This is a genomic window from Cryobacterium sp. Y82, assembly GCF_002929495.1.
Classification (GTDB): Bacteria; Actinomycetota; Actinomycetes; order Actinomycetales; family Microbacteriaceae; genus Cryobacterium; species Cryobacterium serini.
Genome location: NZ_PJJJ01000031.1, coordinates 169925 through 193527 on the forward strand (window position 1 = coordinate 169925; position 23603 = coordinate 193527).

General features: G+C 63.5%; 26 protein-coding genes and 3 pseudogenes. 17 read left to right on the plus strand and 12 right to left on the minus strand.

All coding sequences use genetic code 11. The features are described from left to right. Window positions 1-146: 146 nt before the first annotated feature. The 4 genes and pseudogenes from CXY70_RS08685 to CXY70_RS08700 all read left to right on the plus strand — a co-directional run bounded on the left by CXY70_RS08685 (window position 147) and on the right by CXY70_RS08700 (window position 2450). On the plus strand, window positions 147-389 hold the full coding sequence (locus tag CXY70_RS08685) for a hypothetical protein (protein WP_104191966.1): 243 nt from the start codon (window positions 147-149) through the stop codon (window positions 387-389). A 90-nt stretch (window positions 390-479) separates the two neighbouring features. After that, window positions 480-827, plus strand: a pseudogene (locus CXY70_RS08690) (glutamate-cysteine ligase family protein); the annotation flags it as partial. A 301-nt stretch (window positions 828-1128) separates the two neighbouring features. Then, window positions 1129-1572: a hypothetical protein gene (locus tag CXY70_RS08695; protein ID WP_104191968.1), complete on the plus strand. Its 444-nt coding sequence runs from the start codon at window positions 1129-1131 to the stop codon at window positions 1570-1572. 317 nt (window positions 1573-1889) lie between these two features. Beyond that, on the plus strand, window positions 1890-2450 hold the full coding sequence (locus CXY70_RS08700) for a PKD domain-containing protein (RefSeq protein ID WP_146066098.1): 561 nt from the start codon (window positions 1890-1892) through the stop codon (window positions 2448-2450). A gap of 171 nt (window positions 2451-2621) precedes the next feature. On the opposite strand, the gene CXY70_RS08705 is transcribed toward CXY70_RS08700, so the two are convergent. Further along, window positions 2622-4118: a flotillin family protein gene (locus tag CXY70_RS08705; RefSeq protein ID WP_158250941.1), complete on the minus strand. Its 1497-nt coding sequence runs from the start codon at window positions 4116-4118 to the stop codon at window positions 2622-2624. Between the two features lie 399 nt (window positions 4119-4517). Next, window positions 4518-4991: a caspase family protein gene (locus CXY70_RS08710; protein ID WP_104191971.1), complete on the minus strand. Its 474-nt coding sequence runs from the start codon at window positions 4989-4991 to the stop codon at window positions 4518-4520. 33 nt (window positions 4992-5024) lie between these two features. Here CXY70_RS08710 and CXY70_RS18335 point away from each other — a divergent pair, with 33 nt between their 5' ends. The 3 genes from CXY70_RS18335 (at window position 5025) to CXY70_RS08720 (ending at window position 6667) form a co-directional block, all read left to right on the plus strand. Continuing rightward, the gene (locus CXY70_RS18335) at window positions 5025-5183 is read left to right on the plus strand and encodes a hypothetical protein (RefSeq protein ID WP_233205839.1); all 159 of its coding nucleotides are present in this window, start codon (window positions 5025-5027) and stop codon (window positions 5181-5183) included. Window positions 5184-5244: 61 nt separating this feature from the next. Then, a complete protein-coding gene (locus tag CXY70_RS08715) occupies window positions 5245-5769 on the plus strand; it encodes a bacterial transcriptional activator domain-containing protein (RefSeq protein WP_104191972.1) in 525 nt (174 codons plus the stop codon). A gap of 43 nt (window positions 5770-5812) precedes the next feature. Beyond that, window positions 5813-6667, plus strand: coding sequence for a TIGR00645 family protein (locus CXY70_RS08720; protein ID WP_233205840.1), 855 nt, complete (start codon window positions 5813-5815; stop codon window positions 6665-6667). Window positions 6668-6673: 6 nt separating this feature from the next. Here CXY70_RS08720 and CXY70_RS18660 read toward each other — a convergent pair whose 3' ends face one another. The 4 genes and pseudogenes from CXY70_RS18660 to CXY70_RS08735 form a co-directional block, all read right to left on the minus strand. Next, a complete protein-coding gene (locus CXY70_RS18660; protein ID WP_369852302.1) occupies window positions 6674-6907 on the minus strand; it encodes a hypothetical protein in 234 nt (77 codons plus the stop codon). A gap of 137 nt (window positions 6908-7044) precedes the next feature. Then, window positions 7045-7089, minus strand: a pseudogene (locus tag CXY70_RS18665) (hypothetical protein); the annotation flags it as partial. 70 nt (window positions 7090-7159) lie between these two features. Next, a pseudogene (locus tag CXY70_RS08730) lies at window positions 7160-7389 on the minus strand (glycine radical domain-containing protein); the annotation flags it as partial. 3 nt (window positions 7390-7392) lie between these two features. Then, the gene (locus tag CXY70_RS08735) at window positions 7393-9096 is read right to left on the minus strand and encodes an AMP-binding protein (RefSeq protein ID WP_104191974.1); all 1704 of its coding nucleotides are present in this window, start codon (window positions 9094-9096) and stop codon (window positions 7393-7395) included. Between the two features lie 133 nt (window positions 9097-9229). Here CXY70_RS08735 and CXY70_RS08740 point away from each other — a divergent pair, with 133 nt between their 5' ends. Continuing rightward, complete coding sequence (locus tag CXY70_RS08740) at window positions 9230-9730, plus strand: GNAT family N-acetyltransferase (RefSeq protein WP_104191975.1); 501 nt, start codon at window positions 9230-9232, stop codon at window positions 9728-9730. Window positions 9731-10425: 695 nt separating this feature from the next. Beyond that, entirely contained in the window at window positions 10426-11979 is a 1554-nt protein-coding gene (locus CXY70_RS08745; protein WP_104191976.1) for a phosphotransferase, read from the plus strand. A 53-nt stretch (window positions 11980-12032) separates the two neighbouring features. On the opposite strand, the gene CXY70_RS17785 is transcribed toward CXY70_RS08745, so the two are convergent. Further along, window positions 12033-12179 carry a hypothetical protein gene (locus tag CXY70_RS17785; protein WP_158250942.1) on the minus strand — a complete coding sequence of 49 codons (147 nt, stop codon included), beginning with the start codon at window positions 12177-12179 and terminating at the stop codon, window positions 12033-12035. Window positions 12180-12250: 71 nt separating this feature from the next. Between CXY70_RS17785 and CXY70_RS18485 the strand changes: the two genes are divergently transcribed. After that, a complete protein-coding gene (locus tag CXY70_RS18485; RefSeq protein WP_369852283.1) occupies window positions 12251-12421 on the plus strand; it encodes a nitrilase-related carbon-nitrogen hydrolase in 171 nt (56 codons plus the stop codon). Between the two features lie 131 nt (window positions 12422-12552). Here the strand turns inward: CXY70_RS18485 and CXY70_RS08755 are convergent, their stop codons facing one another. Beyond that, the gene (locus CXY70_RS08755) at window positions 12553-13386 is read right to left on the minus strand and encodes a Ku protein (protein WP_104191977.1); all 834 of its coding nucleotides are present in this window, start codon (window positions 13384-13386) and stop codon (window positions 12553-12555) included. 71 nt (window positions 13387-13457) lie between these two features. On the opposite strand from CXY70_RS08755, the gene CXY70_RS08760 reads away from it, so the two are divergent. Both CXY70_RS08760 and CXY70_RS18340 read left to right on the plus strand, forming a co-directional pair. Then, the gene (locus CXY70_RS08760) at window positions 13458-15950 is read left to right on the plus strand and encodes an ATP-dependent DNA ligase (RefSeq protein WP_104191978.1); all 2493 of its coding nucleotides are present in this window, start codon (window positions 13458-13460) and stop codon (window positions 15948-15950) included. 200 nt (window positions 15951-16150) lie between these two features. Beyond that, window positions 16151-16411 (plus strand): phosphatase PAP2 family protein, encoded by a 261-nt coding sequence (locus tag CXY70_RS18340; protein WP_369852286.1) that lies wholly within the window; start codon window positions 16151-16153, stop codon window positions 16409-16411. Here CXY70_RS18340 and CXY70_RS08775 read toward each other — a convergent pair. Next, the gene (locus CXY70_RS08775; protein WP_104192016.1) at window positions 16358-17161 is read right to left on the minus strand and encodes a DUF1206 domain-containing protein; all 804 of its coding nucleotides are present in this window, start codon (window positions 17159-17161) and stop codon (window positions 16358-16360) included. The two genes, CXY70_RS18340 and CXY70_RS08775, sit on opposite strands and share 54 nt — an antisense overlap. A gap of 48 nt (window positions 17162-17209) precedes the next feature. Next, complete coding sequence (locus tag CXY70_RS08780; protein ID WP_104191980.1) at window positions 17210-17626, minus strand: VOC family protein; 417 nt, start codon at window positions 17624-17626, stop codon at window positions 17210-17212. A gap of 124 nt (window positions 17627-17750) precedes the next feature. Between CXY70_RS08780 and CXY70_RS08785 the strand changes: the two genes are divergently transcribed. Both CXY70_RS08785 and CXY70_RS08790 read left to right on the plus strand, forming a co-directional pair. Further along, window positions 17751-18065 (plus strand): hypothetical protein, encoded by a 315-nt coding sequence (locus CXY70_RS08785; RefSeq protein WP_104191981.1) that lies wholly within the window; start codon window positions 17751-17753, stop codon window positions 18063-18065. Window positions 18066-18107: 42 nt separating this feature from the next. Continuing rightward, window positions 18108-19109 (plus strand): glutathione S-transferase family protein, encoded by a 1002-nt coding sequence (locus CXY70_RS08790; protein ID WP_104191982.1) that lies wholly within the window; start codon window positions 18108-18110, stop codon window positions 19107-19109. Window positions 19110-19119: 10 nt separating this feature from the next. Here CXY70_RS08790 and ligD read toward each other — a convergent pair whose 3' ends face one another. Together ligD and CXY70_RS08800 are read right to left on the minus strand one after the other, a co-directional pair. After that, complete coding sequence (ligD, locus tag CXY70_RS08795) at window positions 19120-20142, minus strand: non-homologous end-joining DNA ligase (protein ID WP_104191983.1); 1023 nt, start codon at window positions 20140-20142, stop codon at window positions 19120-19122. Between the two features lie 59 nt (window positions 20143-20201). Then, window positions 20202-21035 carry an aldo/keto reductase gene (locus CXY70_RS08800; protein WP_104191984.1) on the minus strand — a complete coding sequence of 278 codons (834 nt, stop codon included), beginning with the start codon at window positions 21033-21035 and terminating at the stop codon, window positions 20202-20204. 360 nt (window positions 21036-21395) lie between these two features. Between CXY70_RS08800 and CXY70_RS08805 the strand changes: the two genes are divergently transcribed. The 3 genes from CXY70_RS08805 to CXY70_RS08815 all read left to right on the plus strand — a co-directional run bounded on the left by CXY70_RS08805 (window position 21396) and on the right by CXY70_RS08815 (window position 23596). After that, on the plus strand, window positions 21396-22682 hold the full coding sequence (locus tag CXY70_RS08805) for an MFS transporter (protein WP_104191985.1): 1287 nt from the start codon (window positions 21396-21398) through the stop codon (window positions 22680-22682). 9 nt (window positions 22683-22691) lie between these two features. Beyond that, window positions 22692-23180, plus strand: coding sequence for a DUF427 domain-containing protein (locus tag CXY70_RS08810; RefSeq protein WP_104191986.1), 489 nt, complete (start codon window positions 22692-22694; stop codon window positions 23178-23180). A gap of 98 nt (window positions 23181-23278) precedes the next feature. Beyond that, window positions 23279-23596: a DUF6457 domain-containing protein gene (locus CXY70_RS08815; RefSeq protein WP_104191987.1), complete on the plus strand. Its 318-nt coding sequence runs from the start codon at window positions 23279-23281 to the stop codon at window positions 23594-23596. The last annotated feature ends 7 nt before the right edge of the window (window positions 23597-23603 follow it).

Sequence of the window (23603 nt, forward strand, 5' to 3'; positions counted from 1 at the left end):
AGAGCCCACGCCTGCACATCAATTCATGATTATTGGTCATGTTAGTCAGGTGTCAGTGCGAATGTGACCGGCTGGCGGATTTGAGAATGTATCGGCTTGATACCGGTTTTTCAAGTAGTGTCCGGTGAAAGTGCCGGAGGTGGGAAATGCGACCGTTCGGCATTGAGGAGGAATTCATCTTTTTGAAGCCGGCAACTCTGCAGCCGGCAAACGTCGGCGACGAAGTGCATGCCGAGCTCCTCGGCCACTCTTTGGTGTCGCGATTCATTAGCCACGAGTTTCTCGCTTCGCAGATCGAACGATCGACGCCGATCTTTGATCGCTTTGAACAGGCATCCGCTGATCCGCTCGCTTTTCGGTCGAGGCTGGCCCGAGGTGACGAATGTTGAGCGTTTCGGGGGGTTGGTACCCGATTACCTCATCAACGGACTGCATGTGCACGTCGGTATTTCCAGCCGGGAGGCCAGGTACAGGCGCTCAACCGGGTGCGGGTTTGGCTGCCGACGCTGCTCGCGCTCGCCGTGAATTCACCGTTCTGGCACGGAGCAGATACCGGATTCTCCAGCTGGCGCAGCGTGCACATGCGTCGGTGGTCGACGATTGGGTGCCCACCGCTGTTTGCGAATGCCGCCGAGTACGACCGTCGAATTCGCCGGCTAGTCGGCGTTGGCGGGACCAACGACGAGGTCGGCAACCTCGAACAAGTTCTGAAGTTACTGGACCGGATGCAGCGGCTCGCACCGGAGTCGAGCGTCAGCGCGCCGCCATGCAATCCGGCGGGCAGCCCGCGCTGGCCGCGCTGGCCGCGCTGCTTTCGCACGCACTGACCGCGCACGACTGAGCCGCAGATTTTGAGTGAAGGGTGCAGTTTGCTCGCGGGCACGTTGCAGTGATTCTTACCGTTCTCGCGGCTTCAATACCAGCCTGTGGAAAGTCTCGGCAGGATTGTAGCAATCCGTCTATCCTGACCCCATGCGAATCCCGTCGCGTCACCGTCCGCCGCACAACGCAGTGCTCGGCGCCCTTTTACTGTCACTTTTACTAAGCGGATGCATGGCCACGCCAGCCCCGCCCGTCACGGTGTCCCCGGTGCCGGTGGCGACGGCTGTCCCCACGGAGTCTCCCCCAGTGTTTGCGTCGAACGAGGATGCACTGGCTGCCGCGACGGCCGCCTATGCCGCCTACCTAGCCGCAGGCGACAGTGTTGACGATATGGAGTCGGCCTCCTGGGGTCAGTACCTTGCATTAACGACCGGACCGGAGCGAGACGACGAGATCAAGACCAAGAAAGTTCTTGAGGAAAAAGGGTGGAGATTCTCGGGCACCACAACCTTTGACTCGATGACCGTGCAGTCTTTCGGTCCTCTAGCGAATGCAACATCGGAAATACGAACCTACGTTTGTCTCGATGTAAGCCAAAGCCAAAAGGTGGATATGACCGGGCAAATCGTTTCCGATCCAGATCGTTTGGCGCGCTGGCCACTCGTCGTGACCTTCACCACCCCAGATGAAATCTCCCATGACCTTCTCATTTCGGAGTCAACAGTATGGTCCGGTTCAAACTTCTGCTAGCTGTCGGTGCTCTCTCGTTCCTCACGATTACCTCTGCAGCAATTTCACCGGCCTACGCTGGTGATCTTGCTTGCAGCTCAAGTGACATAAAGAATGAAACGTGCCCACCAGGGCTTGTATCCGGGGGAATTTCAACCGGGGACGGGGTTGACCTGACCGCAGAAAATAATGACCGATCCGGCGGCGGATCGGGCGGGGATCGTGGTTCGGGCGGCCGGGCTGGGACCGGGCAAACACTGACCGAGATCTGCGCCCACCCCGTTGGCCGGCTGACCTCGGAGCAGGAGTGGACGCTTTGTGGCTCCGGCGACTTCCCGGTGATCTCACGCCACCCCGAGTGGCCACCCACCATCGCCGCCCCCACAACGCCCTGCCCGAATTGTTCGCCAGACACCATCGTGCGCGTCTCCGACCTGGAGAACTTCCCTGCACCAGCGGCCCCCTCCGGCATGGAACCCAATGGCTGGGCGGTCGTTGGACTGGCCGCGAATTTCTGGGCCGGAGCATCCGCTCAAGTTGGCGAGGGACTACTGCTTGGCCAGCCCGCGCAGGTGATGTTCACCCCGATCGGCTACCGCTGGAACTATGGCGACGGCACGGCTGGATCGAGCGTAACCGGCGGGGCCAGCTGGGAAGATCTCGGCCTCGCGGAATTCGCCAGCACCGCCACGAGCCACGTCTACACAACGAAGGGTACTTATTCGGTGGTGTTGACAGTCGAGTACCGAGCCGACTACAGCTTCGGCGACCAGGGCTGGCGCCCCGTCGAGGGCATCGTCACCGTGCCGTCAGGCCCGTTCGCCGTCGTGGCAGCGAACGAATCGACGGTACTCGTCGCCGAAGACTGCAACGTGAACCCCCACGGCCCCGGCTGTTGACTTAGCCGAGTTGCAACGCACGTCTACATCTACGTTGCAGCCGCGATTACGACCGCCGCGTTGTCATCAGCGTCGAAATCAACGCCGTTGATCGACAGCGACGGATGCTCACGCTGCCGAACGCGCGGCTCCGGCGGCCGTCGCGGAAACGACCGAACGAGGCGCCAAAAGTCATTCTGAAGGCGCGGCTTCAAAGGCCCCTTCAGATACCGAAGTCGACTTCACCGCGTCAGCCAGTGGGCCAGCGGCGGTCGCAGTCGAAAGCGTCGATGCGCCACTGGGTGAAACGGACGCGCCAGTGGGCGCGGCGTTCCGCAGGGCGGCTCCGGCCGTGCCGCCGAGCAACCCGCCCAGCAGGTCTTTGATGCCGATTCCCATGGTGGAGCCGAGTACGGCATCGACCTCGCTGAAGCCCGACGCGACGTTCTTGGAGAGTTGGCTGGCGCCATCCGTTGAGATGACGGTGAGCTGGTCGATATTACCCATGGGAGCGGCGAGCTCGTGCGCGATCTGCGGAAGCATCTCGATCAGCCGTAGCTGGATGAGCGCCTCAGATTGCTGGGCGACGGCCTCGGCCGAGAGACGGGTGGCGGTCGCTTCGGCCGTACCACGGGCGAGAATGGCATCGGCGTCGGCCTGACCCTCAGCACGAGTGGCGTCGGCGTTGGCGACACGGCTGTCACGGTCGGCGGTGGCCTTGGCGACGGAGGCCTCGGCTGCGGCAATCGCGGTCACGCGGATTCGGTACGCGTCGGCGTCGGCGATCGCGTTGACCTCGGACTCCAGCTCAGCCTTGCGCAGGCTCGCACGGCGCTGGGCGGTGAGTTCCTGCTCCTGCACAATGGCCTGCTGCGCCTTTGCCTCGGCGAGGGGCCGCGACGCGGAGGCCTCGGCGGAGGCTTTGTCTGTGTCGAGCTGCAGCGCGGCCTTGCGCAGGGCGAGTGTGTTCTGCGCTTCGGCGATGGCCTGCTCGGCGGTGATCAGGGCTTCCTGCGATTCGCGGTTCGCGACGTGCTCGGCAACCTCGGCCTGGCGACGCACCTTGGCCTGCTCGGCACGACCGATGTCGCGAATGTAGTCGTTCTCGTCGGTGATGCCCTTGATCTCGAACGAGTCAACGTCAAGGCCCTGATTGGCGAGCGACTCACGTGCGGTGGCGAGCACCGAGCTGCCGAGCTCATCGCGTTTCTGGATGACGGTCATGACGTCGGTCGCGCCGATCGAGGAACGCAGCGAACCGCTCAACACCTCTTGCGCGAAGCCATCGATGTTCTTGTCCTGGCCCAGAAAGCGCTGGGCCGCGGCGCGAATCGCGGCGGGGTCGTCGCCGACCTTGACGATGGCGACGGCTTCAACCGACAGCGTGATGCCGTTGCGGTCCTGCGCAACGGCAGTGATTTCGATCGCCCGGCTGCGCAGGCTGATCTTGAACGCCTTCTGGAAGAAGGGAGTGATGAAGACGCCCTGTCCGTGCACGACGCGCTGACCGGATTCCTCGAGTGTGGCACCATCGACGATCGTCTTACGGCTCTTCTTACCGGTGATGATGAGGGCCTCGTCGGGCCCGGCGTTCTTATAGATGGTCTTGGCGTAAACCAGGGCAATGAGCAGAACCACAATGATCATGAAAATGATCACCGGGATCGGGCTAAACAGAAAATCGAGCATGGAGTCCTTCCGAGGCGCATAGCGTGTACGTCGTTTGGGCGATCCGGTCTGTCTCCCGTGGCGCCGAGCCGTGCCTTCAGTCTGGCAGGACACAGCGCCGGATGCGAAAGATGTCGCCATTCAGAGTGGGCGGTCGCAGCCTGCGACCGGTACCGTCGCGTCAGGGTGCTCGGGAGTTGCGCCGCTGCGTGGGCGGCGCAACTCCCGAGCACTGGCGCACCTCCCGCGCAGCGGGGCGTTACGGAGGGCTATCCGTCGATGAAGTCTGCGGCAGCGCGCAGGAACGCGGCAGCGGCAAGGGCGCGCACCGCGGTATCCGTTTCGCGCGAGCCAGCACTGCCCATCACTCCTGCAGGGCCAGCGGATCCCGCGGTCGAGTCGATCCCGCCCGCACCGACCTCAGGCCCTAGGCCGGCGGCCGCGTCGAGCAGTGCCGAAATTGAGACCGGGATCGCAGCGCATCGAGAAGAAAGCGGGTGAATGCCCCGTTGTACCGGCCACCAAAGTTTGCCCGCTGCCGCTGTGGCAGGTATCGAGAATCACATCGAGCAGTACGCCCTTGGGCAGTCGGGCGAACAAATCGTGCAGCTCGTCGTCGATGATTAAGGAGCTCGCGTTCCAGACGGCACCGTTCTGCTTAAGGTCATAGGTGGCAAAGGCCTCGTCGACCTGGTCGGCCTCATCCCCGCTCGTGTCGGGCAATTGGGTGCCATGACTCGACATGGTAAACACGATGTGGTTGAGGTGTTCCCCCGGCGTAGCCGCACGGTCGAGCGCCTCGCTCATCGCGCCGAGCACGGCGTCCTTGGTCGCGGCCTGATCGGTCAGCACGGTGATGCCTGAGTCGGCGAAGCCGTAAGCCGCGCTGAGCAGTGCGCTGACATCGGCGGCACATCACGAGGCGGGTTGCGCAGGCCGAAGGGCTGGGATCTTCGCGTGCTGGGGTACTGGCAGTTGCGCTTCAACGGCGCACCGGTTGAGGTCGGCGCCCGGCAACAGCGCCTCCTCGCAGCCCTCGCCGTGCTGCACACCCAGCCGCGACCGGTGCTGGCCGCACGGCTCTGACCCGACAGCCCAGAGCGCCAGTCGGCAGGCAACTTGCGGGCGAGCGTGTTTCGTACCTCACATGAGCTGCCGCGTTTGCTGCGTACTACCGATCCCCGCCCAGCTCGATCCGGCGGTGCGCATCGATCTGCGCCAGGTGCGGGAACTGACCACCGACATAACGCTGAACGGCGGCCGATCAGTGCCGCCGGAATCGATCGACCTGTTGGAGGAGGCGAATCTCCTCCCGGGCTGGTACGAAGAGTGGGTCTTCGGCCAACAGGAGCGCCTGCTCGATCACCGGGTGGATTCCCTGGAAGCCCTGGCTCGTTCCTATCTCGTGGCCGGCAGTTTCAGCCGGGCCCTGATGGCGGCACGGGCAGCGGCGGTCGTGGATCCCCTGCGCGAAAGCGCCCAGCACCTGCTCGTGCGCTGCCACCTCGCCGAGAACAACTATGCATCGGCAGTGCACGTTTACCGCAGTTTTCGCGCCCACCTGGGCCGCGAACTCGGCGTCGAACCGTCGGAGCATTTCGCCAAGTTGCTCGGACTGGATCTTGCAATCATCGACTCCCGGCTGCTGGCGCGGGTCCTGAAAACCAGCTGAGCTCACAGGGGGTTCACAATCGGACTCTACCTAAGATCGACCGGTGACTGAAACAGCCCTCCCCCGCCCCTTCCGTCCCCAGTCCAGCTGGGTACGCAGCGTCGGCCTGATGATTTTCTTCAGCCGCTGGCTGCAGGCGCCCCTGTATATTGGCCTCATCATCGCGCAGATTATCTATGTGATCGTGTTCATGGTCGAGCTCATCAACCTCGGCGGCGACGTATGGACCTCACTGACCGTGCCCGGCGACGACGGTGGCATCCACGTTGAAGAAGCCGCGATCATGCTCTCGGTGCTCGGCCTGATCGACGTCGTGATGATTGCGAACCTGCTGATCATGGTCATCATTGGCGGCTACGAGACGTTCGTCTCGCGCATCCGCTTAGACGGTCACCCTGACCAGCCGGAGTGGCTCAGCCACGTCAACGCGAACGTGCTCAAGGTCAAGCTCGCCATGGCCATCGTGGGAATCTCCTCAATTCACCTGCTAAAAACCTTCATCGAGGTTGGCGATCTGGCCGCGCGCGGCACGCCGGTCAGCTCGGACCCGACCGAGACTATTACCGGCAACGTCTACACCTGGGACGGCGTTCTCTGGCAGGTCATCATCCACATGGTGTTCATTCTCTCGGCGATCGCGCTGGCTTGGATCGACCGCACGTCGCAGGCCGGGCACGCAGCCCCGCCCGCACCCTCACCCGCGGCCGTGCACGGACCGGCCACCGTTCCGGGGCCGGTCGCAGCCCTGAATGCCGCACCCATCCGTCGCGAACTCGCGCCCGCGACATCCACCGGTATCGCCCTGCACTTGACCCAATTGGGTCAGCTGCGTGACGCCGGCGTGGTGACGGATGCCGAATTCCTCGCCAAAAAGACGGAACTTCTCGCGCGTTACTAATAGTGGCTAGAACGCCGTGAGGCCGCGGGCGGGAAACTGGGCGCGCACGCGCTCGAGCACTGCGGCATCGGGCGGGTGTACCCCGTGCAGCGGGTAGGGAATGGCGAGGCGGTTCCATTTTTCCTCGCCCATCTCGTGAAACGGCAGCACCTCGACCCGTGAGACGTTGGGCCAGCGAGCCACGATTTCGGCAACCGCGTCGACGTTCTCCACCGCATCGGTTCTTCCGGGAACAAGCACGAACCGCACCCATACGTTCGTGCCGCGTTCGCACAGCCGGTCGCCGCGAGCACACCGCGGTAGCGACGGATGCCCGCCAGCACGTCGTCGATCGGCGACAGCGCGCCGTCCCTCATCTTCCAGGTATCCGGGTTGTGGCAGTACTGGCAGCGCAGCAGACAGCCGGAGAGAAAATAGGTCAACCGGGTGTACCCGGTCCGTCGACCGCCGTGACCAGTTCCCAGGAATGCACGCTCGCCATCGTGCCGTCGGGTGTCCGTCGATCAGGCCGACCAGGTCGCTGACCCGCTCTGCCGGGTGTGGCCGAGCCCGGCCGGTACGGCCGTGTTGGTCAGGGAGATACCGTTTTGCGCTTCGGAGGAGGGCAGTTTCGCCACGCTCAGCGCCGAGGCGAGCATGCCGTGGGTGTCGCGGCCGTTCATCGGGTTGGCGCCGGGTGCGAATGGCGCGCCGGCCCGACGACCGTCGGGGGTGTTGCCGGTCTTCTAGCGCTTGAGCCCCGGAAACTGGTCGTCGCGCCACTCGTTCGACAGAGGGGTACCCGTAGCGGCCGCGTCGTCTTCACGCTCGCGCAGCTCAACTCGGCGAATCTTGCCCGAGATGGTTTTGGGCAGATCGAAGAACTCCACCCGCCGCACCCGCATGTAGGCCGGCAGCCCGGTGCGGGCGTGTCGCAGCACGGCTTCGGCGGTCTCCGCCGTCGGTTCCCAGCCCGGTGCGAGATGAATGTAGGCCTTGGGAATGTTCAGGCGGGTCGCATCGGGCGCGGGAACGACGGCGGCTTCGGCGACCGCGGGGTGTTCGAGCAACACGCTCTCCACTTCGAACGGCGACACCTTGTAGTCGCTCGACTTGAAGACGTCGTCGGTGCGGCCGATGAAAGTGAGGTAACCGTTGGCATCCACCGTTGCGACGTCGCCGGTGTGGAAGAAACCGCCGCGAATGGCATGGGCGGTGAGGTCGGGTTGGCCGTGGTAGCCGGTCATGAGGTTGACCGGGCTCTGCGAGAGGTCGAGGCAGATTTCGCCCTCGTCGGCGGGCAGCTCGGTGATCGGGTCGAGCAGCTTGATCGAGACGCCGGGCAGGGGCAGGCCCATTGACCCGGCTTTCAGTAAGGATCCGGGTCCGTTTCCGACGATGGCGGTGGTCTCGGTCTGACCGAATCCGTCGCGGATGGTCAGCTTCCAGCCGTTGTCGATCTGCCGGATGACCTCGGGGTTGAGTGGTTCTCCAGCCGAGAGCAACTCGCGCAGGCTGGCCGGGCGGGCGCCGACATCCGCTTGAATAAGCATGCGCCAGACCGTCGGCGGTGCGCAGAACGTGCTGACCTCGGCGCGATGGAGCTGCGCGATCAGGGCGGCCGGGTCGAACTTGGAGTAGTTGTAAACGAACACGGTCGCCTCGGCGATCCACGGGGCGAAGAAGCAGCTCCAGGCGTGTTTGCCCCAGCCGGGCGAGCTGATTGCGAGGTGGACGTCGCCGGGACGCAGGCCCAGCCAGTACATGGTGGAGAGGTGGCCGACCGGGTAGGAGGTCTGCGAGTGCAGCACCATTTTCGGCTTGCTTGTCGTACCAGAGGTGAAGTAGATCAGTGAGGGATCGGCGGAGTCGACAACCGTCGTGATCGGTTCAGGGGTGACCCGATACGCGTCCGCGAAGTCGGCCCACCCGGGGCGGGGCGGGCCGACAGCGATGCGGGTGTAGTCGCCGGGAACGTCGTCGAATTTGGCCGCGTCTGCCGAGTTGGCGATTACGTGGGCGACGCCGCCGCGCTGCACCCGGTCGGTCAGATCGTGCGAGGCGAGCACGGCGCTCGTGGGCATGATGACGGCGCCGACCTTCATGATGGCGAGCATCGCCTCCCAGATCTCGCGCTGGTTGCCGAGCATGAGCATGACGTGATCGCCACGCCCGACGCCCTGGTGGCTGAGCCAGGTGGCGACCTGGTCGGATCGATGGGCCATCTCATCAAAGGTGAGCTTTTGCTCACTGCCGTCTTCTTCGACGATCCACAGCGCGATTTTGTCGTTGCCGCGAGCGAGCACGTCAAACCAGTCCGTGGCCCAGTTGAAGTGCTCTCCCACATCGGGCCAGCGAAACTCCTGTGCGGCACGCGCGTGATCGTCGCGCAGGGCCAGAAGCTGGTCGCGTGCGGCACGGTAGTTGTTAGTGCTCACCTGGTGAGTCATACGCCGTTGTCTCCTTGAACGAGTCGCCACGTGCGAAACGGCGACAGTCTATTCTGTCAGGGCTTCGGGTCAGCCAGAGCGTGGCCGACAGGGAGCCGTGTGCTCGGCAAGTTGCAAGGCCTATCGTTAATGGATGACATTCTCTATTCGCTCTCTCGTACGCGACGACCTGCCGCGCTTGCTCGCGCTCAACAATGCAGCCGTGCCCGCGGTCAATGAGCTGGATGCCGAAGCGTTGGCCGCGCTCGTCGAGCACAGCAATCTCGCGATTGCTGTCGTTGACGATGATGCGACCGATAGCGTCATCGGCTTCGCCATTCTGTTCATCGCGGGGGCCGAGTACGCGAGCGAGAACTACCACTGGTTCTCCAGCCGGTCCACCGATTTTCTCTACGTCGACCGCATCGTCGTGGCCGACGGGTATCGCGGGCAGGGCCTCGGCCAGGTGCTCTACGACGCCATCTTCGGCGCTGCCCGCCGCCTTAAGCTCACCGAGGTATTCTGCGAGGTCAACCTCGAACCGCCGAACCCGGGCTCGCTCGCCTTTCACGACCGCCTCGGGTTCACCGAGGTCGGCCAGCTCTCAACGAAAGAGGACACCGTCGTCGTGAGCCTGCTGGCGGTTTCCGTTTAGAGAAGACCACTGTCACTGACGGTGGCTAGTCGTTCGTCCTGGGTATCGCTCGCGGCAGGTCAAGTCGTTCGAGGACGGACTGCAGGGAGTCCCTGAATACACAGTAGGCAGTCGCTGAATCCATTCATGTGACCGGGCGCCGATGGCGCGGGCTGGCGTCCGCCGAAACGGGGACAGACGGACTGCTCTGTATACATAAATCGGCGAGAAGTTCAAGGGGGTGCGGCAATAGGCGATTGCCCCCTATGTTCAATCTGACGCGAGTTATCGCTTGCGCAGAACCAAGCCAAGGGACAACCCTCGATGCGAATTACCTGCCCGTTTTGCAAGTCACAGGCCGACCTGAAACCGAACCCCGCGCAAGCCCTTCGGCTCTCGCTCCCCCTCTACGTTCTCAAATGCACGGGTTGCGAACGCACCAGCATTCGCGTCGAACCCGCGCGCCAGCCGCACGTCCTCGTCTCCGCATAGCTGCCTGAGGGCTGTGTATTCTCCCCGACGCGTGCCGCTGCCCCGTTAGCTCGGCCGGTCAGCAGCGCACGCAGGGCGAGTCGCGCATGATGCGCGGGTTGCGAACGCACCAGCATTCGCGTTGAACCGCGCGCCACGCTCGTCGGCATGAGCCGCGCGAATCACCAGCGAAGGCACGCCCGAACACACCGACTTAATCCGGGCGGGAAGGATACGCTGACGGCATGATCGATGGAGACAGCGCCCCGAATGCAGATCCCACCGCTAATCCCGACCTCGCCCCGGCCTATAGGGGCACCCCGATGCCCGATTATGTCAACGCGTGGGTATCGACACAGCGGTGGTTCGGCAACAAAGGGCAGGTTCCGGCTCTTCGCAGCATTGGCCATTTCTCCCTAGACTCGTTCGACCCGGACGTGACCATTCGCATCGACCTCATGTTGGATACCGCGAGCCTGAGGCTCACCCTCTACCAGCTGCCGACCACGGAACGGGTATTTGAACTTGCTGGCTCACCCAATGCCCTGATCACCGTACGCAGACCCGGTTCCGACCGAGCACGCTTTATTTATGACGCCGCCTATGATCCGATCTTCGCCGCTGCAGTGCTCAACTTCATGGAACTGCAGAGCGTGACGGGTTCGACTCACCCTCCGGCGACCGATCGAACCGGCGTCAGTGCGCACGGTGAGGACTTGAGGCCGGATATCGCCTCCCCTCGGGGGACTACGGTGGTCTCCAGTCGCGTCCTCAGCGGTGAGCAATCCAACACCTCGATTATCGTGCAGCGCACGGACGCAACCGGTGCGCCGACAATCCCGATCATCTGCAAGGTTTTTCGCATCATTCATGCCGGTGAGAATCCTGACGTAGTGGTGCAGGCAGCGCTGTCCAACGCTGGATCAGTGCGAATCCCGCTCCCGTTCGGTGACGTTCTTGGCCAGTGGGATGATCCCGCCGAACCTGACGGTCGGGCTGTCGGCCATCTCGTATTTGCTCAGGAATTTCTGCCCGATGCCCCAGATGCGTGGCGTACAGCCCTGGTCGCTGCAGCTTCCGGCAGCGACTTCACCGGTCCGGCTTTTCGACTGGGACAGGCCACCGCCGACGTACACGCAGACCTCGCCCGTACTCTGCCGACACTAGATGTGACCCCCGCGGTCATCGCCGGCGAAATGGCCACGATGCGGCAGCGTTGCCACCAAGCCCTGCACGAAATACCGATGCTGACCAAGCACGGCGATGCCATCGAGGCGGTCTTCGCTCGCGCGGAGGCAGCGACCTGGCCGCGATTGCAACGCATTCACGGTGATTTCCACCTCGGCCAGGTGCTCGACGTGCGGGATCGTGGCTGGGTATTGCTGGACTTTGAGGGGGAACCCCTGCGCACCCTCCGGGAACGCACTCGGCCCGATATCGCGCTGCGCGATGTCGCCGGAATGCTGCGATCATTCTCCTACGTTGCGGGTGCTATGACGGCAGCGATGCCCGACTCGACCGGGATGGAGGCGCCGGGCGAACCAGTCGCCGACGAAACGACGAATGCCGGACCCACTATTTTCGAGTGGGCCTTGGCATGCCGCAATGCCTTCCTGAACGGTTATGCGGAACGCTCCGGCATTAAACTCGCCGATCAAAAAGCCTTGCTCGATGCCTTCGAACTCGACAAGGCGCTCTATGAAGCCGTCTACGAGATTCGTAACCGCCCGACCTGGCTGCCGATCCCTCTCGCCGCCATCGAGCGGCTGGTCGGCGTGTCACACAAATCGCCGTTGTAGAAAATGCCGCGGCGGTGAACAGCGTTGTTACTTCGCGCGCTACTGAATTCGGTCTAACCCTGAGCGAGCCCGACGAACATCGAGTCGTGCAGTACCGACACGTGCTGCCTGAATATGGCCACAGCGGCCACCGGGTCGTGCTCGCGCAGGGCTACCACCAGGCGGGCATGCTCACGGTTCACGCCGTGCAGATAGCCCACCGGGTAGGGCAGAAAATACCGATATAGCGCGTGCAGCGCGGTGGTGTACTGCGGCGGGGCGGTTTGGCGAGTTGCTGCGCATCGGCCTGATGACCTGTTACGACCTGCGTTTCCCCGAGCTCGGCCGCGAACTGGCCGATGCCGGCGCCGAACTCGTTCTGGTCTGTTCCTCTTGGGTGCCGGGGCCAGGCACGCCAGCGCAATCCAGCGCAATCCAGCGCTCGATCATCGTCGCCACATAGTTCAACCGCGTGCGTAAAGTTTCGCACCTGGGTCCCGGAGGCCATGCGCGGGAGTTGCGCCAGTGCGTGGGACTTCCACCTCCCGCGCAGCGGCGCAACTCCTGCGGATCGTAATGCTCGGGGGTGCCGGCTCAGGAGGCCGAACGGGACTGCTTCGGTTTCGACTTGGGTTTGGCTCGGTCACGGCTGGCCTCGACGCTGCGCCGTAGTGCTTCCATCAGGTCGAGCACTTCGCCGCCCTCGCCTTCCTCCGGTATTTCACCGAAGGTCGCCTCGGTCGACACCGCATCGCCGCTCTTCAACTTGGCCTCGATCAGCGCCCGTAGCTCATCCTGATAATCGTCGTTGAAGGCATCCGGTGCGAAATCGGCCGCGAAAGACTCGACCAGCGCCGCTGACATGTCGAGCTCTTTCGCGCTGATGTTCACCCGGTCGTCGAGGGACGCAAATTTAGCCTCGCGCACCTCGTCATCCCACAGCAGCGATTGCAGCATCAGCACCTCGCCGTGCACGCGCAGCGCGCCGAGACGGGTCTTCTGCCGCAGCGCGAAGTGCACGATCGCGGTGCGGTCGGTGGCTTCGAGCGTGCGCCGAAGCAACACGTAGGCCTTCGATGACTTACCGTCGGGTTCAAGAAAATAGCTCCTGTCGAGCATGATCGGGTCGATCTGGTCGCTCGGAACGAATTCGACCACGTCGATCTCCTTGCTGTGCTCGGCCGGCAGCGATGCGAAATCGTCGGCGGTGAGCACCACGGTCTGCTCGCCGTCGTCAAAAGCCTTGTTGATGTGGTCGAAGGGCACGACTTTGGCGCAGATCTCACACCGCCGTTGATAGCGGATGCGCCCCCCGTCGGCATCGTGTACCTGGTGCAGTGCGACGTCGTGGTCTTCGGTGGCGCTGTACACCTTGACGGGCACGTTGACGAGCCCGAAGGTGATCGCACCGGTCCAGATGCTTCTCATACGACCAGTACACACCCGAACGAGACATTCGTCGCCTAGTAGACGCGGAGTTTCCGCGGCACAGTTGACGCATGAACGCCAGCAGCCAGGTGGTCTCCGTCGAGGGGTACCGCATTACGCTCACCCATCTCGACAAGGTCCTGTACCCGGAGACCGGAACCACCAAGGCCGATGTCCTGGCCTATTACGCAGCGATCGCCGACGTGCTCGTCGGCCACGCCGCGAACCGCCCGGCCACCCGCAAACGCTGGGTGCACGGCGTCGGGACGAGTGAGAACCCGGGCGCAATGTTCTTTCAGAAGAATCTGGAGCCTTCAACGCCGAGCTGGGTGAAACGGCGCGAGATCCAGCACAAAGACCATGTGAACGTCTATCCACTCGTGAACGACCTCGCTACTCTCACCTGGCTCGGGCAGATGAGCGCCCTGGAAATTCACGTGCCGCAGTGGCAGTTCGGTCGTACCGGCACCCCGCGCAATCCCGACCGGCTCGTGCTCGATCTCGACCCGGGGCCGGGTGTTGGACTGCTCGAGTGCGCTGAGGTGGCGCGGTTAGCCCGCGCGATTTTGCACGACATGGGGCTGGAACCGATGCCGGTGACCAGCGGGAGCAAGGGCATCCACCTGTATGCCGCGCTCGACCTGTCCTACAGCTCCGATCAGGTCTCGGCCGTGGCGCACGAACTGGCACGCGCCCTCGAGACCGACCACCGTGACCTCGTGGTCAGCGATATGAAAAAGAGCCTACGACCCGGCAAAGTATTGGTGGACTGGAGCCAGAACAACGCAGCCAAGACCACCATCACGCCGTACTCACTGCGGGGGCGCAGCCATCCCATGGTCGCAACCCCGCGTACCTGGAAGGAGCTCGCCTCGGCCGACCTCGAGCAGCTCGACTACAAGCAGGTACTCGCACGACTGAAGCGACGGGAAGATCCGCTCGCGCTACTCACAGCCGGGTCCTTCGATCACTCTGTGGGTGACGCCAGTGCGGCGAGCGCAGGCTCGGCCCCGGCGCTCGTCACGCCGGACCGGCTGACGGCGTACCGCGGCAAGCGTGATGCCGCAAAGACACCCGAACCGGTTCCGGCGGTGTCAGCCGCGGCATCCGCTGGCACGTCGTTCGTCATTCAGGAACACCACGCCCGCAGCCTGCACTGGGACTTTCGGCTTGAACACGACGGGGTGCTCGTATCGTGGGCCCTGCCTCGCGGCGTGCCGGTAACACCCGCGCAGAACCGGCTCGCGGTACACGTCGAGGATCATCCGCTTGAGTACGGCAGTTTCGAGGGAAATATTCCGGTCGGAGAATACGGTGCGGGCGACGTGTCGATCTGGGACCGCGGTGAGTACGAACTTGAAAAGTGGCGCGATGACGAGGTAATCGTGATCCTGCACGGAGAACCAGAGGCCGGGCTCGGCGGGACCGCCCGGTTTGCCCTCATTCGCACGAGCGACAGCCACAGCAGCAAGACAACGAACAACTGGCTGATTCACCGCATGAAAACGAACACTGGGGCCTCAGGCGGCTCGCGCACGAATGCCCGCCCGCACACCAACCCCGCTGCGACCATCATGCCCGCAGCGCCGAAGAACGCCTACTCCCCCATGCTCGCCGCCGCTGGCTCCGAAGCCGACCTCGGCGACGAAGGGTGGGCCTTCGAAATGAAGTGGGATGGGATGCGAGCCCTCGCCTATGTGGCGCTGCGCGAGCAGACTGTTCGCCTGATCACCCGCAACGGGCACGATGTGACCGCTTCGTATCCAGATCTCGTGGCCGACCTGCTCGCCACGGTTTCAGCACGATCAGGAACGGATTCCGTGGTGCTCGACGGCGAGATCGTGGCCGTCGATAAACGCGGACGGCCCGATTTCGGCCTCCTGCAGACGCGGATGAAACTTACCGAGGCTCGGGAAATCGTCTCGGCAGCCAAGAAAGCGCCCGTGCAATTCATGTTGTTTGATCTGCTCGAAGTCAACGGGCACCCACTCACCGCGCTGCCCTACAGCACGAGACGCGACCGGCTTGAGTTAACGGTCACGGCGACCGGCTCGACCCAGGTGCCGCCACGGTTTGACGGTGACTTTTCCGAGGCGTTCCACACCAGCCGCCAACTCGGACTCGAGGGGCTCATGGCCAAACGGCTCGACGGGCGCTACACGATGGGTCACCGGTCTCACGACTGGGTGAAGATCAAACATTTTCGCCACCAGGAAGTGGTGGTGGGCGGCTGGCGACCCGGCCGCGGCAACCGGTCCGGCGCGATCGGCTCGCTGCTGCTGGGAGTACCGACCGACGGGGGCCTGCGCTACGTGGGCCGGGTCGGTACGGGGTTCGGGGAACGCGACCTGACCAACATCCGTTCCCGACTGACCGGGCTCGTTCGAAAGACCACACCGTTCAGCGATATTCCGCCAACGGATGCCCAAGGCGCGGTTTGGGTGCGCCCCACTCTTGTCGCCGAGGTGGAGTTCTCCGAGTGGACGGCGACCGGTCGGCTGCGCCAGCCGTCCTGGCGAGGGTGGCGCCCCGACAAAATACCCGGCGACATCACGATCGAATAGTGCGGGCTGGCTGACTGACACAATTGGCGCCCTGCTCCTCGGCGTGGGCATTGCCGCTGTAGTCTGGGCGCCGCTGGCTGCAAAACTTGACGGCGAACGCCGGCTTGGGCGGGGTCAGGAGTAGCCACGAACCATCGTCTTGTCGGCACGTCATTACTATCGACAGGACGCGAAATGAGCGATACACGGCCCACAACGGTGTGGCGCATTCGCATCGAGGAACTCATCATCGGCCCACGGCCACTATCGTCGGATTCACCATCGCCCTGGCCTGCATCGGGCTCGCCGCGATCAGCCGCCTCTATCTCGGCTATCACTGGGCGACGGATGCGCTCGCCTCCCTGTCGATCTCGCTCATGGTGCTTGGCGCTGTGATCGCTTGGGATACCCGCCATGCAGCGCGCGGACTACAGCCGCGCTCGCCGGGCCCGAACAAAACAGTAGACGCCGTAGGCGATTAGGCCGAGGGCGATCAGTATCAGCGCAATCGTTCCGTACGGGAGGGCGGCGAGCGCCTTAATGGCTCCATCGAGCCCCGTGGACTTGCTGGCATCACGAGTGAGCGCGGCGACGCCGACGAGAATCGCCACCACCCCGAGAGCAACGCCCTTGGCGATGTACCCGACGACCCCGAGCATGACGACCGCGCGCCCGGCCGTTCCGCCAGGCACGGAGAGGTCCGAGCGAAACTTCTGCGCCGCACCCTTATAGATGAAGTAGCCTGCGACGCCGAGCACGGCCACTCCCGCAAGAAACAGCAAAATCGCGCCTCCGGGCGATGAAAGCAGCGACGAGCTGGCACTCTGGGTACTTCCCGCCGAACTGGACGAGCCGCCTTGGGCGAAGGTCAGCGCGGTAGCGCCGATAGCAAAGTAAACGATGGCTTTGGCAATGTTTGCCAGACGACGCCCCCACTTACGTTTGGGATCGTCGTGCACAATAAACGCCGAGACGACCAGCCACAGCCCCAGGGCGAACATGCCGACAACGACAGTCCACAGCAGAAATACACCACCGGGGTTTGAAGCCAGCTGGGAGAGAGCCCCGGTCTGATCGGCAGAGCCACTGCCGGCTCCCACCGCCACGGTGATCGCGAGAAATCCGATCAGGATGTGCAGTAGCCCGTTGACGGCGAAACCCAGCCGCGCGAGCAGTTGCAGTGCCGCACTGTTGCTCGCGTCACGAGCGATGTGTGTTGCCGATGCATTCATCACGGCCTCAGCATAGGCGCGCACACACCGTGGCGCCCAGAAACTTCTTTAGGCGGACGCTCCCGCGATATTGACCATCCAGGAGGTACCGAACTTGTCGGTCAGCATACCGAAGCTGTCGCCCCAGGGCGCCTTGCTCAGCGGCATGATTGCTGTGCCACCGTCGAGGAGTTTATCCCAGTACCCGGTCAATTCGGCTTCGTCATCGCCGCTGAGGGAGACGGTGATGCTGCTGCTCGTGGGAAGCTCCATGCCGTTAGGGGTATCCGACGCCATCAGCGAGAACCCATTCGTGGTCGTCAATTCCGAGTGCATGATCTTGTCCTGCTCTGACGGATCTTCGCTCGCGTTGAACTCTCCATACGTGGTTCGCGTGATTTCGCCCCCAAAAACGCCCTGGTAGAAGTCCATTGCCTCGCGGGCGTTGTCGCGAAAGCCGAGATACGGGTTGAGACGACTGCTCATGGTTGGTTCTCCTTATCGTTTGTTGGGAATGCTGTTGTGATTATTGCCCGGATCAGTCGTTAGCACGAGTGACTGGCCTTCTGTGCTGCGGGCCGGATGCGGGGCTGCGAGTACAGTAACGGGCATGAAGCTGATCGCCATCGACCCGCCCACCCGGAGCTTTTCGCGCTGGCTGACCGACGAAGAAATAGGGCGGGTTCTCGCCCACAAGCGCGGCTGGCGTCAGGCACCCGATGGCAGCGTGTTGGCCGGCAAGATTCGCAAGACGCTCATCAGCGCTTCGCTCGCGCAACTCGGTGCCGCCGCCGTCGCGCGTGGCTGGGCCAGTCGGCCACGCCTCGAGCCGAGCGACGGCAGCGGCCCGACCCACATGATGTGGGGCATCATCGATGCGCGCACCGACGCGGAGATCACGACGCAGTTGGCCGAAGAGGTCTAAACCGGCCCAGCCGATTCGGCGCCAGTCGCGTAGCGTGGGTACATGAGCCTGAACCCCAGTTACATTCAGCCCGGCCAAGACTTCAACCGCGACACCAATTACATTGAGGATCGCATCACGCGGGATGGCCGCGACGGCTGGCCCGTCGAACCGGGCCGCTACCGGCTGGTCGCGGCCCGCGCCTGTCCGTGGGCAAACCGCACCACGATTGTGCGCCGCCTGCTCGGCCTTGAGGGTGTCATCTCGCTCGGCCTGCCCGGCCCTACCCACGACAAGAACAGCTGGACCTTCGACCTCGACCCGGGTGGGGTCGACCCGGTGCTTGGCATCGAACGCCTGCAGCAGGCGTTCTTCGCCCGTTTTCCCGACTACCCGCGCGGCATTACCGTGCCGGCGATCGTCGACGTACCGAGCGGCAAGGTCGTCACCAACAACTATCCGCAGATCACTTTAGATTTTGAGCTCGAGTGGACCGAGTACCACCGAGCCGGCGCCCCTGACCTCTACCCCGAAGCGCTGCGGGAGGAGATCGACGAGGTCGCCAACCTCATCTTTCACGACGTGAATAACGGCGTTTACAAGTGCGGTTTTGCTGGCAGCCAGAAATCCTACGAGCGGGCGTACGACGTTCTCTTCGCCCGCCTGGACTGGCTTGAAGAGCGTCTGGCCGGGCAGCGGTATCTCGTGGGTGACACGATCACCGAGGCGGACATCCGCTTGTTCACCACGCTCGCCCGTTTCGACGCGGTGTATCACGGACATTTCAAGTGCAATCGCAACAAGCTCAGCGAGATGCCGGTGCTGTGGGCCTACGCTCGCGACCTGTTCCAGACACCCGGTTTCGGCGACACGATCGATTTCGAGCAAGTCAAGAGGCACTACTACGTGACCCACGTCGACATCAATCCCAGCGGTATCGTGCCGAAGGGACCGGATGCGCGCGCGTGGCTGGCTCCGCACGCGCGCGCCGACCTCGGAGGCCGACCGTTCGGAAACGGCACCCCGCCGAAAGCCCCGCTCCCCGCAGAGCGGATCGTGAACTAGTCGCTTCGGGCTAGTCGACCTTACGCGCCCGACTGGGCTGCACGCGCGGTGGCTCCCCCGGCATCTTGGGAAAATCCGGCGGAAAAGGTAACTCACCAAGTCCGTCTTCGAGATCGCGTTCCCACCAGGAATACAGGGTGTCGATCGTGCCGGGGTGCTCGTGCATCGCCGCCCAGGGGTCACCGTTGTCCCGTAGCCGACCTGGCACGGTGAGAACCGTGAATGCCTGCGGGTCGGCGCTGGCTAGTTCGCTCCATTCCAGCGGGCAGGAGACCGGTGCGTGCAGCAGCGGCCGGGGGCTGTAGGCACCGGCCATGGTGCGGTCCCGGTTGGCCTGGTTGTAATCGATGAAGATGCGCTCGCCACGCTCTTCTTTCCACCAGTTTGTGGTGACCCGGGTGGGCATCCGTCGTTCCAGCTCGCGCGCTGCGCCGATGACCGCGTGCCGCACATCGAGAAATTCACGGGTCGGCCTGATGGGCGCGAAGACGTGCAGCCCGCGATTTCCGGAGGTCTTCACGAATGCCGTGAGACCAGCGTCGGCCAGCAGATTCTTCAGCTCATTGGCGACGGGCACGGTGTCGGCGAAGTCTGTTCCGGGCTGCGGATCGAGGTCGATACGCAGTTCATCGGGATTGTCCGTAAGTTCGGCCCTGGATGGCCAGGGGTGAAACACGATCGTGTTCATCTGTACCGCCCACACCGCAGCCGCCGGTTCGTCGATCACGAGCTGCGGATGCGTACGCCCACTCGGGTAGACCACAGGAACGGACCGCACGTAGTCAGGCACGCCCTTAGGCGGGTTCTTCGAAAAGAACTGCTCGCCGTCAATGCCCCCACTGAACCGTTGCAGCGACACTGGACGGTCACCGTTGGCCTGCACGAAGGCCTCGCCCACCACGATGACGTAGTGGGCGAGGTCAAGTTTGGTAATTCCTGATTTGGGCCAGAGCACCCGGCTCGGGCTCGAAAGGCGAATCTCGCGCGCGCCGTGCGGCCCAGCAACCGTTAGAACCACCGCATCAGAGCTCATGCAAACACTGTAACCAAATTTGTTGGCAGCGACAGAGTTCAGCGTGCGCTCACGACAAACTACGGGATGTAGTTGAACTCGTCGGGGTTAGGGCCCGTGCGCTCGTCGCGGTTCAGGGCAGTGATCGCAGCGATATCCGCTTCGGTGAGGACGAAGTCGAACAGGGCGAAGTTTTCGTCGACTCGGCTGCGGGTGACGGACTTCGGGAAGACGATGTCGCCTCGCTGCAGGTGCCAGCGCAGGGTGACCTGAGCGGCGGACTTACCAAGACGGTCGGCAATGCCCGTGATCACCGGGTCGGAGAGAACTGCGCCCTGCGCGAGCGGCGACCATGCTTCGGTCGCAATGCCGTGCTCAGTATTGAAAGCCCGCAGCGTGTCCTGCGTGAGGTACGGGTGAACCTCGATCTGGTTGACGGCCGGCACTGTGTCGGTCTCGTCGAACAGACGCTGCAGGTGCTCTTGCTGAAAGTTGCTCACGCCAATGGTGCGAACGCGGCCGGAGCGCTGCATTTCCTCCATTGCTTTCCAGGTCTCGACAAAGTCTCCAACAGCCGGGAGTGGCCAGTGGATGAGAAACAGGTCGAGGTACTCGAAACCGAGGGCGTCCAGGGTGCGATCGAAAGCAGCCAGGGCGTCGACGCGGTCATGAAACCCGTTGTTGAGCTTGCTCGTAACGTAGATCTCGGACCGGTTCAGCGCAGACTCTGCGATAGCTTCACCGACCTCTTTTTCATTGCCGTACATCTCGGCCGTGTCGATGTGTCGGTAGCCGGCCTCAAGAGCGGCAAGGGTCGCCGCCTTGGTCGTCTCCGGGGTGACCTGATAGGTGCCAAATCCGAGCTGGGGAATCGCGGTGTCGTTATTGAGGGTGATGTTGGGAACTACAGTCATGGATTTATCTCTTCGTTCGAAATTTAAGTGCTCCGGTATCTGTCTCGCCGGTGACTTCACCGCTGGTGTCACCCATCGACGGTGAGGTTGCTCGGTCGATGTGGGAACGCCAACCTGTCACAGTCAACGTACCCAACAGCGAGCACCCTGGCCGAAACCACCCTACCGAAGGAGATATTCCCTGCGCATAATGACCCAGACACACTCCCAGCCCGCACACAGTTGGCGCATTGTCGCGAAATACCACTGTGCGTCCGCAGGACGCCTCGTGCGCCCGCTTCAGCTCGATTTCACTGGCACCTGCTGACGCTCCCGGCACGCGTACGCTAAGGACGTGCCCCGAGTCGTGACCACCCATTGATGACGTTCGCGCACCCGGGCCGCGCTGAGGCATCCGCGGCCTGGAACGGGCATTCGCACGGCAGCTCCGACTATCGCAAGCTGCTGGCGGGCCTGTTCTTCGCCGGTATCGCCACCTTCGCCCAGTTGTATTCGCCGCAGGCTGTGCTCGCGCAAATCGCCGATGATGTCGGCGTCAGCGCAGCGGATGCTGCCCTCGTCATCTCCGCATCGACGCTCGGCCTGGCCGTCGGCGTGATTCCCTGGTCGCTCGTTGCCGATCGGCTCGGCCGGGTACAGGCCATGTCGATCGCCGTAATCGCGGCAACGGTGTTTGGACTGCTCGTGCCCTTCGCGCCCACCTTCTCACTGTTGCTCACCGGGCGCTTTGTCGAGGGGTTGATGCTCGGCGGTGTGCCGGCTATCGCGATCGCCTACCTGAGTGAGGAGATTGAGCCGCGCCACGCCGCCCGCGCGGCCGGCACTTACGTCGCGGGCACCACGATCGGCGGGTTGCTCGGGCGTATCGTGGCCGGACCGATCACCGAGCTCATCAACTGGCGCCTCGCCGTCTTCACCGTCGGCGTCCTGTGCGCTGTGTCAGCCGTATTGTTCATCACACTCATTCCGGTACCCCGCGGCTTCGTGCCCCGCCGCTTCGTCCGTCGCCGTGCGCGCGAGCGCGGCACCGATCTGAGCCTGGTCATGCTGCTACGCACCAATTTGAGGTCTGCGCGCCTGCTCGCGCTCTATGCCCAGGGGTTTCTGCTGATGGGCGGGTTCGTCGCTCTCTACAACTACCTCGGTTTTCGGCTCGCCAACGACCCGTTCAACCTGCCCCAAGCATTGATCAGTCTCGTTTTCGTGGCGTACCTGGCTGGTACGTGGTCGTCGGCCCAGGCCGGCATTCTCGCGGCTCGATTCGGCCGCTGGTCGGTTCTGCTCTGTGCGCTTGTCTCCATGACCATGGGAGTGCTGCTGACCCTGTCGCCCCTGCTTGTGATCGTTCTACTCGGCGTGCTACTGGCCACAGCCGGCTTCTTTGCCGCCCACGCCGTCGCCTCCGGCTGGACCGGCGCCGAGGCCACGGTCGGTCGAGCCCAGGCGTCGTCGTTATACAACCTCTCGTACTATGCGGGGTCAAGCCTGTTCGGCTGGCTGGGAGGCTTGTTCTTCGTGCAATGGGGCTGGGGCGGAACCGTCGGTATGGTGGCCGGGCTCATGGCGGTGGCCGCCGCTGTCACCGTAGCCCTGTTACGACCGCCGAACCGGAACCCGGCGACAGCTCTTCGCAGGTTACCGACCTAGCATCGGATCATGATTGAACCAGTGAAACGCGACCCCATCCACCCCGGCCAGGAATCCGTCTGGGACTACCCACGCCCACCCCGCGTCGAACACACCGGGGAACACATCACCATTGAACTCGACGGCGTGACCGTCGCCGACACGAGAGACGTCGTGCGGGTGCTCGAGACCAGCCATCCACCGGTGTATTACCTGCCGCGGGGTGCCTTCACGCCGGGCGTGCTGCAACCGGATGCCGGTCATTCTTATTGCGAGTTCAAGGGCGCTGCCGGATACCTCTCGGTCGGCTCCCGTGCCCGGTCCGCCTGGTTTTATCCCACACCAAATGCAGGTTTCGAGTCTCTAACCGACCGCGTCGCTGTCTATCCCGGGGCGATGGACCGGTGTACGGTCGACGGTGAAACGGTGCGCGCACAAGACGGCGACTTTTACGGCGGCTGGATAACCGAAAAAATCGTCGGGCCATTCAAGGGCGCGGCGGGCACCATGGGCTGGTAGCCCACGGTTCGACACAATTTCATTGCCCGGAATTTCGCAGCTTGGGGTAGCCTCGGACCAACCAGGCATCCGACGTACTCGAAACTGAAGGAGCTGCTGTGACCCACAACGCCGTAGACGAAGAGATTCTCAAGCAGTGGATCCGTCGCCTCAGTCAGGCACTGCAGATTGTGGACCTCGAGGTAGACAACGACCTTGTGCTCACCGTCGCCGATGAAGCCGCCCACGCGGTGAATCCGATGGCCGCCCCGATCACGACGTTCATGGTCGGCTACGCCGCCGGTCTCGCCGCAGCCAACCCGGCGATGCCCTCACGCACAGCCGTGGCCCGGGCTGTGGATGTGGTCACCGCCGTCTGCCAGCAGCCCGAGACGGAACACCCCGACGCCACCGGCTGGGTGAACACCGCTCAGTAGCGTCACG

Coding starts and splice junctions, on each gene's coding strand:
- CXY70_RS08685 (WP_104191966.1), top strand. CDS start 147: ATGCGACCGTTCGGCATTGAGGAGGAATTCATCTTTTTGAAGCCGGCA.
- CXY70_RS08705 (WP_158250941.1), bottom strand. CDS start 4,118: ATGCTCGATTTTCTGTTTAGCCCGATCCCGGTGATCATTTTCATGATC.
- CXY70_RS08715 (WP_104191972.1), top strand. CDS start 5,245: ATGAGCTGCCGCGTTTGCTGCGTACTACCGATCCCCGCCCAGCTCGAT.
- CXY70_RS08735 (WP_104191974.1), bottom strand. CDS start 9,096: ATGACTCACCAGGTGAGCACTAACAACTACCGTGCCGCACGCGACCAG.
- CXY70_RS08740 (WP_104191975.1), top strand. CDS start 9,230: ATGACATTCTCTATTCGCTCTCTCGTACGCGACGACCTGCCGCGCTTG.
- CXY70_RS08745 (WP_104191976.1), top strand. CDS start 10,426: ATGATCGATGGAGACAGCGCCCCGAATGCAGATCCCACCGCTAATCCC.
- CXY70_RS08755 (WP_104191977.1), bottom strand. CDS start 13,386: ATGAGAAGCATCTGGACCGGTGCGATCACCTTCGGGCTCGTCAACGTG.
- CXY70_RS08760 (WP_104191978.1), top strand. CDS start 13,458: ATGAACGCCAGCAGCCAGGTGGTCTCCGTCGAGGGGTACCGCATTACG.
- CXY70_RS08775 (WP_104192016.1), bottom strand. CDS start 17,161: ATGAATGCATCGGCAACACACATCGCTCGTGACGCGAGCAACAGTGCG.
- CXY70_RS08780 (WP_104191980.1), bottom strand. CDS start 17,626: ATGAGCAGTCGTCTCAACCCGTATCTCGGCTTTCGCGACAACGCCCGC.
- CXY70_RS08785 (WP_104191981.1), top strand. CDS start 17,751: ATGAAGCTGATCGCCATCGACCCGCCCACCCGGAGCTTTTCGCGCTGG.
- CXY70_RS08790 (WP_104191982.1), top strand. CDS start 18,108: ATGAGCCTGAACCCCAGTTACATTCAGCCCGGCCAAGACTTCAACCGC.
- ligD (WP_104191983.1), bottom strand. CDS start 20,142: ATGAGCTCTGATGCGGTGGTTCTAACGGTTGCTGGGCCGCACGGCGCG.
- CXY70_RS08800 (WP_104191984.1), bottom strand. CDS start 21,035: ATGACTGTAGTTCCCAACATCACCCTCAATAACGACACCGCGATTCCC.
- CXY70_RS08805 (WP_104191985.1), top strand. CDS start 21,396: ATGACGTTCGCGCACCCGGGCCGCGCTGAGGCATCCGCGGCCTGGAAC.
- CXY70_RS08810 (WP_104191986.1), top strand. CDS start 22,692: ATGATTGAACCAGTGAAACGCGACCCCATCCACCCCGGCCAGGAATCC.